Origin of the sequence: Phenylobacterium sp., assembly GCF_031984885.1 — a bacterium.
Taxonomy (GTDB): Bacteria; Pseudomonadota; Alphaproteobacteria; order Caulobacterales; family Caulobacteraceae; genus Phenylobacterium.
On record NZ_DAMABV010000003.1, the window covers coordinates 83,032 to 95,781 of the forward strand.

Sequence of the window (12,750 nt, forward strand, 5' to 3'; positions counted from 1 at the left end):
CCTGCGCGCGCCTACCGCGGCGCGTCGGTGGCCAGGCCGACGCCGCTGACGGTGTCGAGCAGGCCGGCCTCGGCGGCCAGGGCGTCGCGTTCGTCGAGCTGGCGGCGGACCTCGGCGTGGCGCTTGGCGTCGAGCTTCCAGCCGATGAAGGCCGCGCCGCCGAAGAACACCAGGATGATCGGGGCGAAGACGTAGCAGAGCTCCAGGCCGCGGATCGCCTGCGGGGTGTTGGTCGCGCCTTCGGCGGCGTTGTAGCCGACCAGGTCGAGGACCGTGAAGCTGATGCCGACGGTGATGGCGGTGCCGATTTTCTGGGTGGTGGTGACCAGGGCGTAGAGCAGGCCCACGCGCTCCTTGCCGGTTTCCAGGCGGACCTCGTCGGCGACGTCGGCGACCATGGCGCGGACGATCAGCACGAAGGCCGAGGAGACGAAACCGACCGAGAACATGCCGGGGATCGCCAGGCTCATGGTGGCCGGCGGGATGATCATCAGCGCCGACTGGGTGACGGCGTAGGCGACGGCCGAGACGATCAGGGCGCGGTGCTTGCCGATCTTCTGGGCCAGCCAGCCCCAGAACACGGCGCCGACCAGGCCCGCGCCGATGAAGAACACCAGCAGGACGCCGGTCTGCGGGGTCGAATAGCCGCGGGCGTCGTGGAAGAAGAACAGGTAGAGCGCCGCGGTGGTGCCCGGGCCGAGCGCCATGAACAGGTCGGCGAAGATCAGCCGCGCCATCTCCGGCCGGCGGACCAGGTCCCAGTAGTCGCGCAGGGTGACGCGCTCCTTGCTGACGTCGGGGGCGACGCGCTCGGGGGTGATCAGGGTGCAGAGGGCGAGCGTGACCGGGATCATCAGGATGCAGAACCAGCCCATGGCGTGGACGCCGTTCGCGCCTTCGCCGTGCTTTCCGAGCGCCAGCGGCAGCAGCAGGATCAGCACCGCGCCGATGACGCCGACCGCCTGGATGACGCCGTAGACGCGCGAGCGGTCATGATAGTCGGTGGCCAGGGACGCGCCCCAGGCGGCCTGGGCCAGGGTCAGGATCGAGACGCCCAGATAGAGCGTCAGCAGCCAGCCGATCAGATAGACCTCGGTGATCCCGGGGTGGGCCATGAACAGCATGTAGGCGGCGAGCATGACGATCGGGCCGCCGGCCAGCAGCCAGGGCCGGTAGCGCCCCAGCCGGCTGCGCGTGCGGTCCATGGCCATGCCCAGCAGCGGGTCGATGGCCAGGTCGATCAGCCGCACGATGGTGAAGGCCAGGCCGACCGCGGCCAGCGACAGCCCGAGCTGGCCGGCGAAGAACCTCGGCAGGTAGACCGCCATCACCAGGCCGATGGCCGCGATGGGCAGGGCCGTCGACGAAAACGCCAGGACGACGGGCAGGGGCAGGCGCGAGCTGCCGGCGGCGGAATTCGCCATGAACGCCTCAAATGTCTGGCCCCTGAAAAATGAACGGGGCGGTTTGAAAAATCAGGCCCGGACGAAGCCGGGCCTGCAGTCCGGAATCGACTATCGGCCCGCTTGCGGCGGGACGGCAATGGTCCTTTCGACGGTCACCGTCTCCAGGGTGAGGTTTTCGGTGGAGACCGTCTCGACGGTGACGGTCTCGGTGTAGAGCGCGTCGCGCTCGTCGAGCTGGCGGCGGATCTCCCCGTGGCGCTTGGCGTCGAGGCCGTAGCCGATCATGCAGGCGCCGCCGAGCATGACGAAGACCACCGGGCCGATCAGGTAGGCGAGCTCGAGGTTGTGGATCGCCTGGGGCGTGTTCACCACCCCTTCCTTGGCCTGGTAGCCGACCGCCTCCAGCACCAGGAAGGTCAGGCCGATGGAGAAGGCGCCGGCGATCTTCGAGGTCATGGTGGTGATGGCGTAGAGCAGGCCCGAGCGCTCGCGGCCCTGTTCCAGGCGCACCTCGTCGGCGATGTCGGCGGTCATGGCGCGGGTCAGGACGTTGAAGCCCGCGGCCAGGAAGCCGGCCATGAACATCGGGACGATGGCGATGAGCATGTTCCCCTTGGGGATCGCCATCAGCGAGATCAGGATCAGCGAGTAGCCGGTGGTGGCGACCATCACCGCGCGGTGCTTGCTGATCATCATGGCCAGGCGGCCCATCATCGGCGCGCCGGCGAAGCCCGCCAGGATGTAGATGGCCAGCAGGATCGAGGCCTGGCCGGTGGTGAAGCCGCGGCTGTCGGTGAAGAAGAACAGGTAGAGCGCGCTCATCCAGCCGGGGCCGAGCGCCAGGCAGAGGTCGGCGGCGAGGATGCGCGCCATGCTGGGACGCGAGACCAGCGACCAGTAGTCGCGCAGCCTGAACTGGTGGCCGGGAACGTCGGGGGCGATGCGCTCGGGCGTGCGCCAGACCACCAGGCCGACCGCGACCGGGGTCAGGAGCAGGATGAACCAGCCCATGGTGGTGACGTTGCCGGCGTCCGGCAGGCCGCGGGCCTCGGCGAGGATCGGGATGGCCAGGATGGCGGCGGCGCCCAGCACGCCGACCGCGGTCATGATGCCGAACACCCGCGAGCGGTCATGGTAGGTGGGGGCCAGGGTCGCGGCCCAGGCGGCGTGCGAGAGGCTGAGGATCGAGGTGCCGAGGTACATGACCAGCAGCCAGAAGATCAGGTAGCCGATGCCGACGCCCTCGCCCGGCATGAACAGCCAGTACATCGAAGCCATCAGGAACGGCGCGCCGACCACGGTCCAGAGCCGGTAGCGGCCGAAGCGGGTGCGGGTCTTGTCCATCACCCAGCCGAGCAGGCCGTCGACCGGAATGTCGATCATGCGGACGATGAAGAACGCCCCGCCGACGGCGGCCAGGCTGACCCCCAGGTGGCTGGCGTAGTGACGGGGCAGGTAGACCGCCACCGCGATGATCACCGCCTGGATCGGCAGGCTGGTGGCGGCGAAAGCGAAGATGGTGGACAGCGGCAGCGTGCTGGCGCGCGGAGCCGGCGAGGCCTGGGTCAAGGTCTGGTTTCTCCCTATGCGAGCCGCGGCCTCTACGGGGCTCGGTCTCGACGCTAGGTTACGCGCGATAACCTGGGTCGCGGAAGTGAATTCGTCGCAATGCGCAGGAGCGCGCGGCGGCGCGTCCCGCCGGCCTCTCCCGCGCCTGCATGCGGAGCGTGTGGCTCAGTCGGTGCTCGCGTTCTTGTTCAGCAGCGCGGCGATCTTCCCGGCGTCCACGGCGCTGACCGGATTGTAGACCAGCATGCTGAGGTCCAGCCGCCCGTCGACAGCGAAAACCGAATGCTCGAAGGCGATGGTCCCTAGCTGCGGGTGACGCATGCGCTTGACCGCTTCGACGTGGGGCAGGACCTCGTTCTCGCGCCACATCGCGGCGAACTCCGGGCTGCGGCGGCAGAGCTCCTCGACCAGCGGGGCCACTTCGGCCGCTGCGCCGGCCCGGGCGGCGTCGACGCGGAAGGCGCTGACCACGAAGCGGGCGATAGCGTCCCAGTCGTAGTGACGGGCGCGGGCCTGCGGGTCGAGGAACATCAGGCGCAGGGCGTTGCGCTCCTCGGGCGGGGCGGCCTCGTAGTCGGTCAGCAGCACGGCGGCGGCGCGGTTCCAGGCCACGACGTCCCAGGTCGCGGTGCGGATCAGGGCGGGGCAGGGCAGCAGCGCGTCGAGCACCCGCTGCAGGCGCGGCGAGGCGCCTTCGCTGCGGCGATAGCGGGCTTCGGGCGGGCGGCCGAGGCCGAGCAGGAACAGGTGCTCGCGTTCGGCCTCGGTCAGCATCAGCGCGCGTGAGATGCGGTCCAGCACGTCGGCCGACGGCGCGCCGCCCCGGCCTTGTTCGAGCCAGGTGTACCAGGTGGGGCTGATGTTGGCGCGCTGGGCGACCTCCTCGCGGCGCAGGCCCGGCGTGCGCCGCCGCCCGGTCGCAAAGCCCAGGGCGGCCGGATCGAGCCGCGTGCGGCGGTCCTTCAGATAGGTTCCGAGCCGGGCGCCGTCGGTGAGGCTCATCGTGGTAACCATTATACCTTGATAACGACACTACTTTACCAGGATAAGCGCGGGCGCGCACCCTGCTGGCCGAGACATCCGCCAGCATGGAGATCAGGCGATGCGCGTATTCGTGACAGGGGCGACGGGGTTCGTCGGGACGGCGGTGACGGCCGAGTTGATCGGCGCCGGCCATCAGGTGCTGGGGCTGACCCGCTCGAAGGCCGGGGCCGAGGCGCTGGCGGCGCTGGGGGCGCAGGCGCACCCCGGATCGCTGGCCGATCTGTCCAGCCTGGAGGCCGGCGCCGCCGAGGCGGACGGGGTGATCCACCTGGCCTTCAACCACGACTTTTCGACCTACCTGACCAATTGCGAGGACGACCGCCGCGTGGTGACGGCGCTGGCCTCCGCCCTGGCCGGGTCCGACCGGCCGCTGTTGGTGACGTCGGGTACGGGGATGAGCACGGCGGGGCCCGGCCGGATGGCGAGCGAAGAGGACCCGCCGGCCAGTTCGGCGCTCGCGCCGCGGGCGGCTTCGGAAGAGGCGGCGCAAACGGCGGCGGCGCAAGGCGTCAACGCTTCAGTGGTGCGGCTGCCGCAGGTGCACGACAGGCAGAAGCACGGGCTGATCACCTACGCCATCGAGCTGGCGCGGGCGAAGGGCGTCTCGGCCTATGTGGGCGAGGGCGCGAACCGCTGGACGGCGGCCCATGTCAGCGACACCGCGCGGCTCTACCGGCTGGCCCTGGAGCGGGCCGAGCGCGGCGCGCGCTATCACGCCATCGCCGAAGAGGCCGTGCCGATGCGGGCCATCGCCGAGGCGGTCGGGCGGCGGGTCGGGGTTCCGGCCAGGTCGATCGCGCCCGAGGCGGCGGCCGGGCACTTCGGATGGATGGCCATGTTCGCGACCAACGACGTGCCGGCCTCCAGCGCCCTGACCCGCGGGCGGCTGGGCTGGAATCCCACCGGGCCGGGCCTAATCGCCGACATCGAGGCGACGGGCGCCTGAAACGAAAACGGGCGGCCGCTCCCCGAGGATCGGCCGCCCGCGCATTCGCATCCGTCAGACGCGGAGGCTTAGCCGCCTTGCAGCTTGCGGAAGAACTTGCCGCTCTGCTCGCCGCCGGTGACATAGGCCTGCTGACCAGCCGGATCGGCGATCTTGGCCCAGTTGTCGCGGACTTCCTCGACCGACAGGCCGCCTTCGCCGAGGTAGACGCCCTCGGTCTCGTAGATGCGTGAGAGGGCGAAGGCGCCGGCGCCGGCGGTCAGGATCGCGCCGGTGGGGGCTTCTTCCGAGGCCAGGTAGACGACGCCCGGGGTGACGTATTCCGGCTTCAGGCGCTCGAGCACCTCGGCCGGCATCAGGTTCTCGGTCATGCGGGTGGCGGCGACCGGGCTGATGGCGTTGATGTGGATGTTGTTCTTCTGGCCTTCGAGCTTGATGGTGTTCATGAAGCCGATGATGCCGAGCTTGGCCGCGCCGTAGTTCGACTGGCCGAAGTTGCCGTACATGCCCGACGACGAGGTCGTCACGACGATGCGGCCGTAGTTCTGCTCGCGCATGATTTCCCAGACCGCCTTCACGGGCTTCACGGTGCCCATGAGGTGGACGTTCACGACCAGCTCGAAGTCGGACAGCTCCATCTTGGAGAAGGACTTGTCGCGCAGGATGCCGGCGTTGGCGATCAGGATGTCGATGCGGCCCCAGGTGTCCATGGCCTGCTTGACCATCAGGGCGACGCCGGCGTCGTCGGTGACCGACGAGCCGTTGGAGATGGCTTCGCCGCCGAAGGCCTTGATCTCGGCGACCACGGCGTCGGCCGCGGCCGAGGAGCCGCCCGAACCGTCGACCGAACCGCCCAGATCGTTGACCACGACCTTGGCGCCGCGACGGGCCAGCTCAAGGGCGTGCTGACGGCCCAGGCCGCCGCCCGCGCCGGTGACGATCGCGACTTTGCCGTCGAAGCGGATGTCCGCCATGGAAGTCTCCCATCCAAACAGGGGTTTGAAATTTCGCTGCGGTTTGTGCGGTGCGGGAGAGGGGACGTCAAGCGCTGCTCTTTCCCTCACTCCCCCAGGTGGGGAGGGCGATCGCATATGGCGCTGTCGGCTCCTGCGATCGTCATCCCCGGCCGCGTAGGCGTGCCGGGGATCCATACCCGCCTGGGATCGCCGGCGGACCTCAGCGTCTATGGATGGCCGGGACCTGGCGGCCCGGCCATGACGAACCATGGGGGAAAAGGAAGCTATCGCCTGCCGCGAAGGGGAGGGAAGGCTTATCGCGCGGCCAGGGTGGCGGCGCCGGCGCGCATGAACTTCACCAGCACCCGCTGGCCGATCAGGAAGGGGGCGGCGTCGGCGCTGACCACGACCTCGACCACGCGGTCGTCGGTGCGTTCGCTGGGGTCGTCCGACTGCAGCTTGCGGGCGCCGAAGACGGCGGCGCGGCGCAGGACCTTGCCGTTGTAGATCTTGGTCGGCTCGGACTCCGGCGCGATCTGGACGGTCTGGCCGATGGCGACGTGGGGCAGGGCGCTCTCGGCGATCTCGGCGCGGACGATGCGCGGGGCCTCCGGCTCCAGGTCGAACATGTTGGAGACGTTGAGGGTCGAGGCGCCGGCGCCCGGATTGGCGTAGCGGCGGGCGATGCGGCCGTCGGTCGGGGCGCGGATGATGGTCAGTTCGAGGTTGTAGCGGGCCTCTTCGAGCGCGGCCTGGGCGGTGGCGATGGCGGCGCGCTGGGCCTGGATGTTCGCCTGCGCCTCGCGGATCCTGTCGGCGGCCTGGTCGACCTTCTGGGCGGCGACGAAGTTGGTCGAGACCAGCCCCTGCAGGCGCGTGTGCTCGCGCTCGGCGGTGGAGAGCTGGACCTGGTATTGGGTCATCTGGGCCTTGGCCTGTTCGACGGCGGCGGCGGCGCGGGCGGCCGAGAGCCTGGGCTCGTCGTCCTCCTGGCGGGCGAGGATCTGGCCCTTCACGACCTTGTCGCCTTCCTGGACATAGACCTCGCGCACGATGCCGGCGCGGCGGGCGGCGACCTGGATCATGCCGCCCTCGACGTCGGCCTTGCCGTTGGCGACGGCGACGAAGGGGCTCTTGGGCGCGGCGGCGGCGGCCGCCTTGGCTTGCTGCTCCTTCTTGGCCTTGGCCTGGCCCGACATCACGACGCCGCCCCCGCCCAGCACCGCCAGGGCGGCGACGAGCGCGATCTTGATGCGGTTGTTTCTCACGAAATCGAACATGGTCTCTTCAGGCTCCGACGAGCTCGGTGTGGCTGACGGCGGCGTGGGGGCGGACCTCGCCGGTGCGGCGATCGTCCAGGATGCGGCCGTCCTCGATGTGGATGATGCGGTCGGCATAGGCCTCGAGCCGCGGGTCGTGGGTGACGCAGATCACCGCCGCGCCGTGCTCCTTGGCCGCGCGCTGCAGGAGCTTGATGACGATCTGCCCGTTCTCGCCGTCGAGGGCGCTGGTCGGCTCGTCGGCGAACAGCAGGCGCGGATCCTTGGCCAGGGCGCGGGCGATGGCCACGCGCTGCTTTTCGCCGCCGGACAGTTCGGAGGGGCGCTGGTCGAGGCGGTGGCCGAGGCCGACCTCGGTCAGGGCGAGCGCGGCGCGGTCTTTGGCCTCGGCGGGCGAGTAGCCCTTGTATTTCAGGATCGTCGTCACCTGCTGCAGGGCGGTCAGCGCGCCGAACAGGTTGAAGCCCTGGAAGATGAAGCCGCAGTGGTCGAGGCGGAACTTGTCGATCCTGCCGGGGCGCTGGCCCCACAGGTCTTCGCCCAGGGCCGCGACGGTCCCGGCGTCGGGCCGCAGCAGGCCCGAGAGGCAGGCGATCAGGGTCGACTTGCCCGAGCCGGACGGTCCCATGACCATGGTCATCTCGCCATGGCGGCAGTCGAAGTCGACCGACTTGAGCACCTCGATGTGGGTGCGGCCGGTCTTGAAGCGCTTGGTGAGGCCGCGTCCCTGCAGGGCGACGGCGTCGGGGGCAGGGGCGTTCATCGCAGCAGGTCCGCCGGTTGGCTCTTTTTCAGGATGCCCAGGGCCATCAGCCCCGAGGCCAGCGAGATCGCCATCAGCAGCACGGCGACGGCGGCGACCCAGGTCGGCGGAAAGCCCATCGGCAGGCCGCCGCTACGGGCCAGCAGCGAGACGAGGAAGGTGAAGAGGGCGGTGGCGCCCAGGCCCACGACCCCGACCCAGAACGACAGCTCCAGCACGATCAGGCGCAGCGAGCCCATCGAGACGCCGAGCGCGCGCAGGGAGGCGAACTCCTTGATGTTGGCCAAGATCGCCCCGCGCAGGGTCTGGGAGGTGATCCCGACCCCGATCAGGAAGCCGAGGAACACCGAGAAGCCGAGGAAGATGCCGATGATCTGTTCTTTCATCAGCGCGCCCTCGTTGGCCTGGGCCAGTTCGGCACGGGTCCAGGCGCGATAGGCGCCCTTGGCGCTGGCGTTGAGCTGGTCGCGGACGGCGAGCGCCTGGGCCGGGTCGTTGACGCGGACCATCAGCGGGCCGGTCTTCTCGCCCCGCTCCATCATGCCCAGCCGGCGAAGGGTGTCGCGGGAGACCACGATCGAGGGCTGGTTGATGTCCGGGTAGTTGTCGAGCAGGGCGCGGACGCGGACGGTCTTGCCGTTGACGGTGGCCGTATCGCCGAGCTTTACGCCCAGACGCCCCAGGGCCGAGCGGTCGATGGCGATGGCGTTGGGCTCCATCAGCGCCAGGCGCACGCTTTCGGGATAGTCGACGGGCAGGGTCAGGGCGCCCGGCTCGGTGTCGACCATGTTCACCTGCACGAAGGTGGTGATCTGCTTCTGGCCGTCCTTGGGCTGGTTGGTCCAGCGGCCGCCGCCGCCGTCGAAACTGGCGACCTCGGCGACGTTGGGGTTGAGGTAGAGCTGCGGGCCGATGCGGCGCGGCAGGCTGGAGGGGCCTGAATTGATCAGGCTTTCCGACTTGGCCGGCATGATCATCAGGTCGGCGCGCGAGCGGTTGATGGTGGCGGTGGCCGCCTGGATCATCCCCGTGAACATCCCGACCTGGGCCAGGATCAGCAGGCCCGAAAAGGCCAGGGCGATCACCGCGGCCAGGTAGCGGCGCCATTCATAGACCAGGGTCGCTAGAGCCAATGACATGGGGCCCTCCTCGCGGCCAGCATGTGCGGCGGACCCGCCCCGGAACCTAGTTAAATCGAGGTAAGGCGCCGCCGGCGCGGCTGGTCCCGCGGAATTGCGGGTGTTACGGAGTTACATCTCGCGGGCCCGGGGCGCCCGCGCCCATCAAGTTGGTGATCATGAATCCAGTGAAGTTCAGCGCGGGTCTTGGCCTGGCCGCCGCGTTTTCGATTTCCGCCGCGCCGGCGCTGGCCGACGAAGGCATGTGGACCTACGACAACTTCCCGCTCGCCAAGGTCAACGCAGCCTACGGGCTGAAGCTGGACCAGAAGTGGCTGGACCGGATGCAGGGCGCCTCGGTGCGCCTGACGACCGGCTGCTCGGCCTCGCTGGTCTCGGGCTCGGGCCTGGTCTTCACCAACCACCATTGCGTGGTCGAGTGCGTGCAGGACCTGTCCTCGGGCGACAAGGACTATGTGAAGGACGGCTTCCTCACCGCCACGCGCGAGGAGGAAAGGAAGTGCCCGGGCATGCAGGCCGAGATCCTGACGTCGATCACCGACGTGACCTCGGACATCCAGGCGGCCGGCGCGGGCAAGACCGGCCAGGACTTCGTGCGGGCGCGCGACGCGGCGATGGCGGCCGCGGAGAAGGCCGGCTGCGGCGATGACCCGACCCTGCGCTGCCAGGTGATCAGCCTGTACCGCGGCGGCCAGTTCAAGCTCTACAAGTACCGCAAGTACGCCGACGTGCGCCTGGTGTTCGCGCCCGAGTTCGCCACGGCGTTCTTCGGCGGCGACCCGGACAATTTCAATTTCCCACGCTTCAACCTCGATGTCGGCTTCATCCGCCTCTACGAGAACGGCAAGCCGGCCGTCACGCCCCAGCACCTGACCTGGACCGCCCGCGCGCCGCAGGAGGGCGAGGCGACCTTCGTCTCGGGCAATCCCGGCTCGACCAACCGGCTGATGACCGTCGCCCAGCTTGAGACGCTGCGCGACCTGACGATCCCGGTCGGGCAGCTTCAGCGCTCGGAGATCCGCGGCCGGCTGGCGCAGTTCTCGCAGGGGAGCGCCGAGCACAGGCGCATCGCCACCGACCCGCTGTTCGGGATCGAGAACAGCTTCAAGGTCTTCTACGGCCAGCAGTTCGCCCTGAACGACAAGGCGTTCATGGAGGCCAAGCGCGCCCAGGAGGCCGAGCTGAAGGCCAAGGTCGCGGCCGACCCGAAGCTGGCCGCCGAGATCGGCGATCCGTGGGGCGACATCGCCAGGGCCCAGGACGCCTACGCCAACCACTACCTGCGCTATCGCCAGATCGAGGGCGGGGCGACCTATTCGCATCTCTACGACTACGCCGTGACCCTGGTGCGGGCGGCGCAGGAGCGGGCCAGGCCGAACGCCGAGCGCCTGCCCGAATACGCCGACACCCGCCTGCCTCTGGTGGAGAAGAAGCTGCTCGACGCCAAGCCGGTCGATGCGGCCCTGGAGGAGGTCTATCTCGGCTTCTGGCTGTCGAAGACCCGCGAGTACCTGACCACCGACGATGCGGCGGTGAAGACCCTGCTGGGCAAGGAGAGCCCCGAGGGCCTGGCCCAGCGTGCGGTCGCCGGCTCCGGGCTGGCCGATCCGGCGGCGCGCAAGGCGCTGTGGGACGGGGGCCTGGCGGCGATCGAGGCCTCAGGCGACCCGATGATCCAACTGGTGCTGCGCAACGACCCGGCCGCCCGCGCCGTGCGCAAGGCCTGGGAGACCGAGGTCCAGGGCCCGACCGACGCGGCCGCCGAACGCGTGGCGCGCGCCAAGTTCGCCGCCTATGGCGAGGCGGTCTATCCGGACGCGACCTTCAGCCTGCGCCTGTCGTACGGCAAGGTCGCCGGCTGGACCTATCGCGGGACGACCATCCCGGCGACGACCAGCTTCTCGGGGCTCTACGAGCGGGCGACCGGGGCCGAGCCCTACGAACTGGCGCCGAGCTGGATCGCCGCGCAGGGCAAGGTCAACCCGACCACGGTCTACAACTTCGTCACCACCAACGACATCATCGGCGGCAATTCCGGCTCGCCGGTGGTGAACGCCAAGGGCGAGGTGCTGGGCGCGGCCTTCGACGGCAACATCCACTCGCTGGGCGGCGCCTTCGGCTATGACGGCGCGATCAACCGCACGGTGGTGGTCGCGACCTCGGCGGCGACGGAAGCGCTGGCCAAGGTCTATGGCCGCACGGCGCTGGTGAAGGAGCTGACCGGGAAGTAGGTCGCCTCTTTTCCTCCCCCATTCATGGGGGAGGAAAAAGTGTGCGGAAGCCCTGCTTGCTCGTTACGGCGGCCGCGGCATAATTCGCCTATGTCCAGTCTCCGCATGCCGCAGGGATCGACGACGCCGCGCTTCCAGACCGGCGTCAGCATCCTCGACTACGAGATCCAGGAGGAGCGCGGCTATGCGCTCGGGCGCGCCGGGCAGCGGGTCGAGCAGGCGCTCGCGGCGCTGAAGGCGTTCGACGGGCCGCAGGAGGATCGCGCCGGGCTGCTGAAGGAGGCGGCCACCGCGGTCTGGTACTATTTCATCCAGCGCGAGGCGTGCGGCATCCGCAACCAGAAGCCGGCGATCGAGCACTACGGCATTCCGCGCGAAGTGCTGATGCGGCTAGGCGCCGGCTAGGCCGCGCCAACCTTGCGGATCAGGTGTTCATGATTCCCGGACAGCCGCTTCGCGTCTTCCGGAATGACACCGACGAGCGCGTGACTATTCCGCCGCCTTCATCCGCCGGGCCAGGTCCTGCAGCGTCGTGCGCAGGCCGACGATCTCGTCCAGCGGCAGGTGAAGCTGGCAGGCGAGGGCGGCGGGGACCTCGGCCGCCTTCGCGCGCAGCGCCTGGCCGGCGGGGGTGAGGTCGATCTGCACCTTGCGCTCGTCCTGGGCGTCACGGCGGCGGGTGACGAAGCCGGCGCTCTCCAACCGCTTGAGCAGCGGGGTGAGGGTGCCGGAATCGAGGTCCAGGGCCTGGCCCAGGGCCTTGACCGTGCGCGGGGCGTCTTCCCACAGGGCCAGCATCACCAGGTATTGCGGATAGGTGAGGCCCAGCGGCTCCAGCAGCGGGCGGTAGGCGCGCGTCACCAGGCTGCTGGCCGCGTAGAGCGCGAAGCAGAGCTGGTTGTCGAGGCGCAGCAGATCGCCGGCCGCGGGTGCGGCCGGCGTCTTCGGCGAAGGTCTGATCTTACCGGTCATTCAGCTCGCACAGATATCGCAACATCGACGTTGCCGCGAATGGCGTTCGAATAGGGGCAGACCTGGTGGGCGGCGGCGACCAGGGCCTCGGCCGCGGCCTGGTCGAGCCCCTGGGTCTCGGCGTCGAGGGCGACGCCGAGCTTGAAGCCGCCTTCGGCGCGCGGGTGCAGTTCGACGGTGGCGGTGACCGCCGCGCCCTTCAGCGGGATCTTCTGCTGGCCGGCGATGTAGCGGACGGCGTTCTCGAAGCAGGCGGCGTAGCCGGCCGCGAACAGTTGTTCCGGATTGGTGCCGCCGCCCTTGCCGCCCATCTCGCGGGGGAGGGCCAGGTCGAGGCTGAGCAGGCCGTCCTGGGATTCGACGTGGCCGGCGCGGCCGCCGACGGCGCGGGCCTGGGTGGCGTAGAGAGCGGTCATTTGAGTAGTCTCCAATTGAATTGTACAC

General features: G+C 69.6%; 12 protein-coding genes. 3 read left to right on the top strand and 9 right to left on the bottom strand.

Annotated elements, in window-relative coordinates:
- Positions 1 to 11: 11 nt before the first annotated feature.
- The 3 genes from RTL41_RS06085 to RTL41_RS06095 form a co-directional block, all read right to left on the bottom strand.
- Positions 12 to 1,424 carry an MFS transporter gene (locus tag RTL41_RS06085; RefSeq protein ID WP_312162385.1) on the bottom strand — a complete coding sequence of 471 codons (1,413 nt, stop codon included), beginning with the start codon at positions 1,422 to 1,424 and terminating at the stop codon, positions 12 to 14.
- Positions 1,425 to 1,514: 90 nt separating this feature from the next.
- Positions 1,515 to 2,975 (bottom strand): MFS transporter, encoded by a 1,461-nt coding sequence (locus RTL41_RS06090; RefSeq protein ID WP_312162387.1) that lies wholly within the window; start codon positions 2,973 to 2,975, stop codon positions 1,515 to 1,517.
- 165 nt (positions 2,976 to 3,140) lie between these two features.
- Entirely contained in the window at positions 3,141 to 3,977 is an 837-nt protein-coding gene (locus RTL41_RS06095) for a helix-turn-helix transcriptional regulator (RefSeq protein ID WP_312162388.1), read from the bottom strand.
- A gap of 100 nt (positions 3,978 to 4,077) precedes the next feature.
- Between RTL41_RS06095 and RTL41_RS06100 the strand changes: the two genes are divergently transcribed.
- Positions 4,078 to 4,965, top strand: coding sequence for an SDR family oxidoreductase (locus RTL41_RS06100; RefSeq protein ID WP_312162389.1), 888 nt, complete (start codon positions 4,078 to 4,080; stop codon positions 4,963 to 4,965).
- 68 nt (positions 4,966 to 5,033) lie between these two features.
- On the opposite strand, the gene RTL41_RS06105 is transcribed toward RTL41_RS06100, so the two are convergent.
- The 4 genes from RTL41_RS06105 to RTL41_RS06120 all read right to left on the bottom strand — a co-directional run bounded on the left by RTL41_RS06105 (position 5,034) and on the right by RTL41_RS06120 (position 9,103).
- The gene (locus RTL41_RS06105) at positions 5,034 to 5,939 is read right to left on the bottom strand and encodes an SDR family NAD(P)-dependent oxidoreductase (RefSeq protein ID WP_312162391.1); all 906 of its coding nucleotides are present in this window, start codon (positions 5,937 to 5,939) and stop codon (positions 5,034 to 5,036) included.
- 296 nt (positions 5,940 to 6,235) lie between these two features.
- Complete coding sequence (locus RTL41_RS06110) at positions 6,236 to 7,201, bottom strand: HlyD family efflux transporter periplasmic adaptor subunit (protein ID WP_312162392.1); 966 nt, start codon at positions 7,199 to 7,201, stop codon at positions 6,236 to 6,238.
- Between the two features lie 7 nt (positions 7,202 to 7,208).
- Entirely contained in the window at positions 7,209 to 7,964 is a 756-nt protein-coding gene (locus RTL41_RS06115) for an ABC transporter ATP-binding protein (protein WP_312162393.1), read from the bottom strand.
- Entirely contained in the window at positions 7,961 to 9,103 is a 1,143-nt protein-coding gene (locus tag RTL41_RS06120; protein ID WP_312162394.1) for an ABC transporter permease, read from the bottom strand. The genes RTL41_RS06115 and RTL41_RS06120 overlap by 4 nt, the downstream gene beginning before the upstream one ends.
- 158 nt (positions 9,104 to 9,261) lie before the next feature.
- Here RTL41_RS06120 and RTL41_RS06125 point away from each other — a divergent pair, with 158 nt between their 5' ends.
- Positions 9,262 to 11,334, top strand: a complete 2,073-nt coding sequence (locus RTL41_RS06125) for a S46 family peptidase (protein WP_312162395.1) — start codon at positions 9,262 to 9,264, stop codon at positions 11,332 to 11,334.
- A gap of 90 nt (positions 11,335 to 11,424) precedes the next feature.
- Positions 11,425 to 11,739, top strand: coding sequence for a DUF6665 family protein (locus tag RTL41_RS06130; protein ID WP_312162396.1), 315 nt, complete (start codon positions 11,425 to 11,427; stop codon positions 11,737 to 11,739).
- An 84-nt stretch (positions 11,740 to 11,823) separates the two neighbouring features.
- Here RTL41_RS06130 and RTL41_RS06135 read toward each other — a convergent pair whose 3' ends face one another.
- Together RTL41_RS06135 and RTL41_RS06140 are read right to left on the bottom strand one after the other, a co-directional pair.
- Entirely contained in the window at positions 11,824 to 12,306 is a 483-nt protein-coding gene (locus RTL41_RS06135; RefSeq protein WP_312162398.1) for a MarR family transcriptional regulator, read from the bottom strand.
- Complete coding sequence (locus tag RTL41_RS06140) at positions 12,303 to 12,722, bottom strand: organic hydroperoxide resistance protein (protein ID WP_183773369.1); 420 nt, start codon at positions 12,720 to 12,722, stop codon at positions 12,303 to 12,305. Before RTL41_RS06140 ends, RTL41_RS06135 begins: the two co-directional genes overlap by 4 nt.
- Positions 12,723 to 12,750: the final 28 nt, after the last annotated feature.

Excerpts from the sequence above, each read along its gene's own strand:
- RTL41_RS06085 (WP_312162385.1), bottom strand. The coding sequence starts at position 1,424 with ATGGCGAATTCCGCCGCCGGCAGCTCGCGCCTGCCCCTGCCCGTCGTC.
- RTL41_RS06095 (WP_312162388.1), bottom strand. The coding sequence starts at position 3,977 with ATGAGCCTCACCGACGGCGCCCGGCTCGGAACCTATCTGAAGGACCGC.
- RTL41_RS06100 (WP_312162389.1), top strand. The coding sequence starts at position 4,078 with ATGCGCGTATTCGTGACAGGGGCGACGGGGTTCGTCGGGACGGCGGTG.
- RTL41_RS06105 (WP_312162391.1), bottom strand. The coding sequence starts at position 5,939 with ATGGCGGACATCCGCTTCGACGGCAAAGTCGCGATCGTCACCGGCGCG.
- RTL41_RS06110 (WP_312162392.1), bottom strand. The coding sequence starts at position 7,201 with ATGTTCGATTTCGTGAGAAACAACCGCATCAAGATCGCGCTCGTCGCC.
- RTL41_RS06115 (WP_312162393.1), bottom strand. The coding sequence starts at position 7,964 with ATGAACGCCCCTGCCCCCGACGCCGTCGCCCTGCAGGGACGCGGCCTC.
- RTL41_RS06120 (WP_312162394.1), bottom strand. The coding sequence starts at position 9,103 with ATGTCATTGGCTCTAGCGACCCTGGTCTATGAATGGCGCCGCTACCTG.
- RTL41_RS06125 (WP_312162395.1), top strand. The coding sequence starts at position 9,262 with ATGAATCCAGTGAAGTTCAGCGCGGGTCTTGGCCTGGCCGCCGCGTTT.
- RTL41_RS06130 (WP_312162396.1), top strand. The coding sequence starts at position 11,425 with ATGTCCAGTCTCCGCATGCCGCAGGGATCGACGACGCCGCGCTTCCAG.
- RTL41_RS06135 (WP_312162398.1), bottom strand. The coding sequence starts at position 12,306 with ATGACCGGTAAGATCAGACCTTCGCCGAAGACGCCGGCCGCACCCGCG.
- RTL41_RS06140 (WP_183773369.1), bottom strand. The coding sequence starts at position 12,722 with ATGACCGCTCTCTACGCCACCCAGGCCCGCGCCGTCGGCGGCCGCGCC.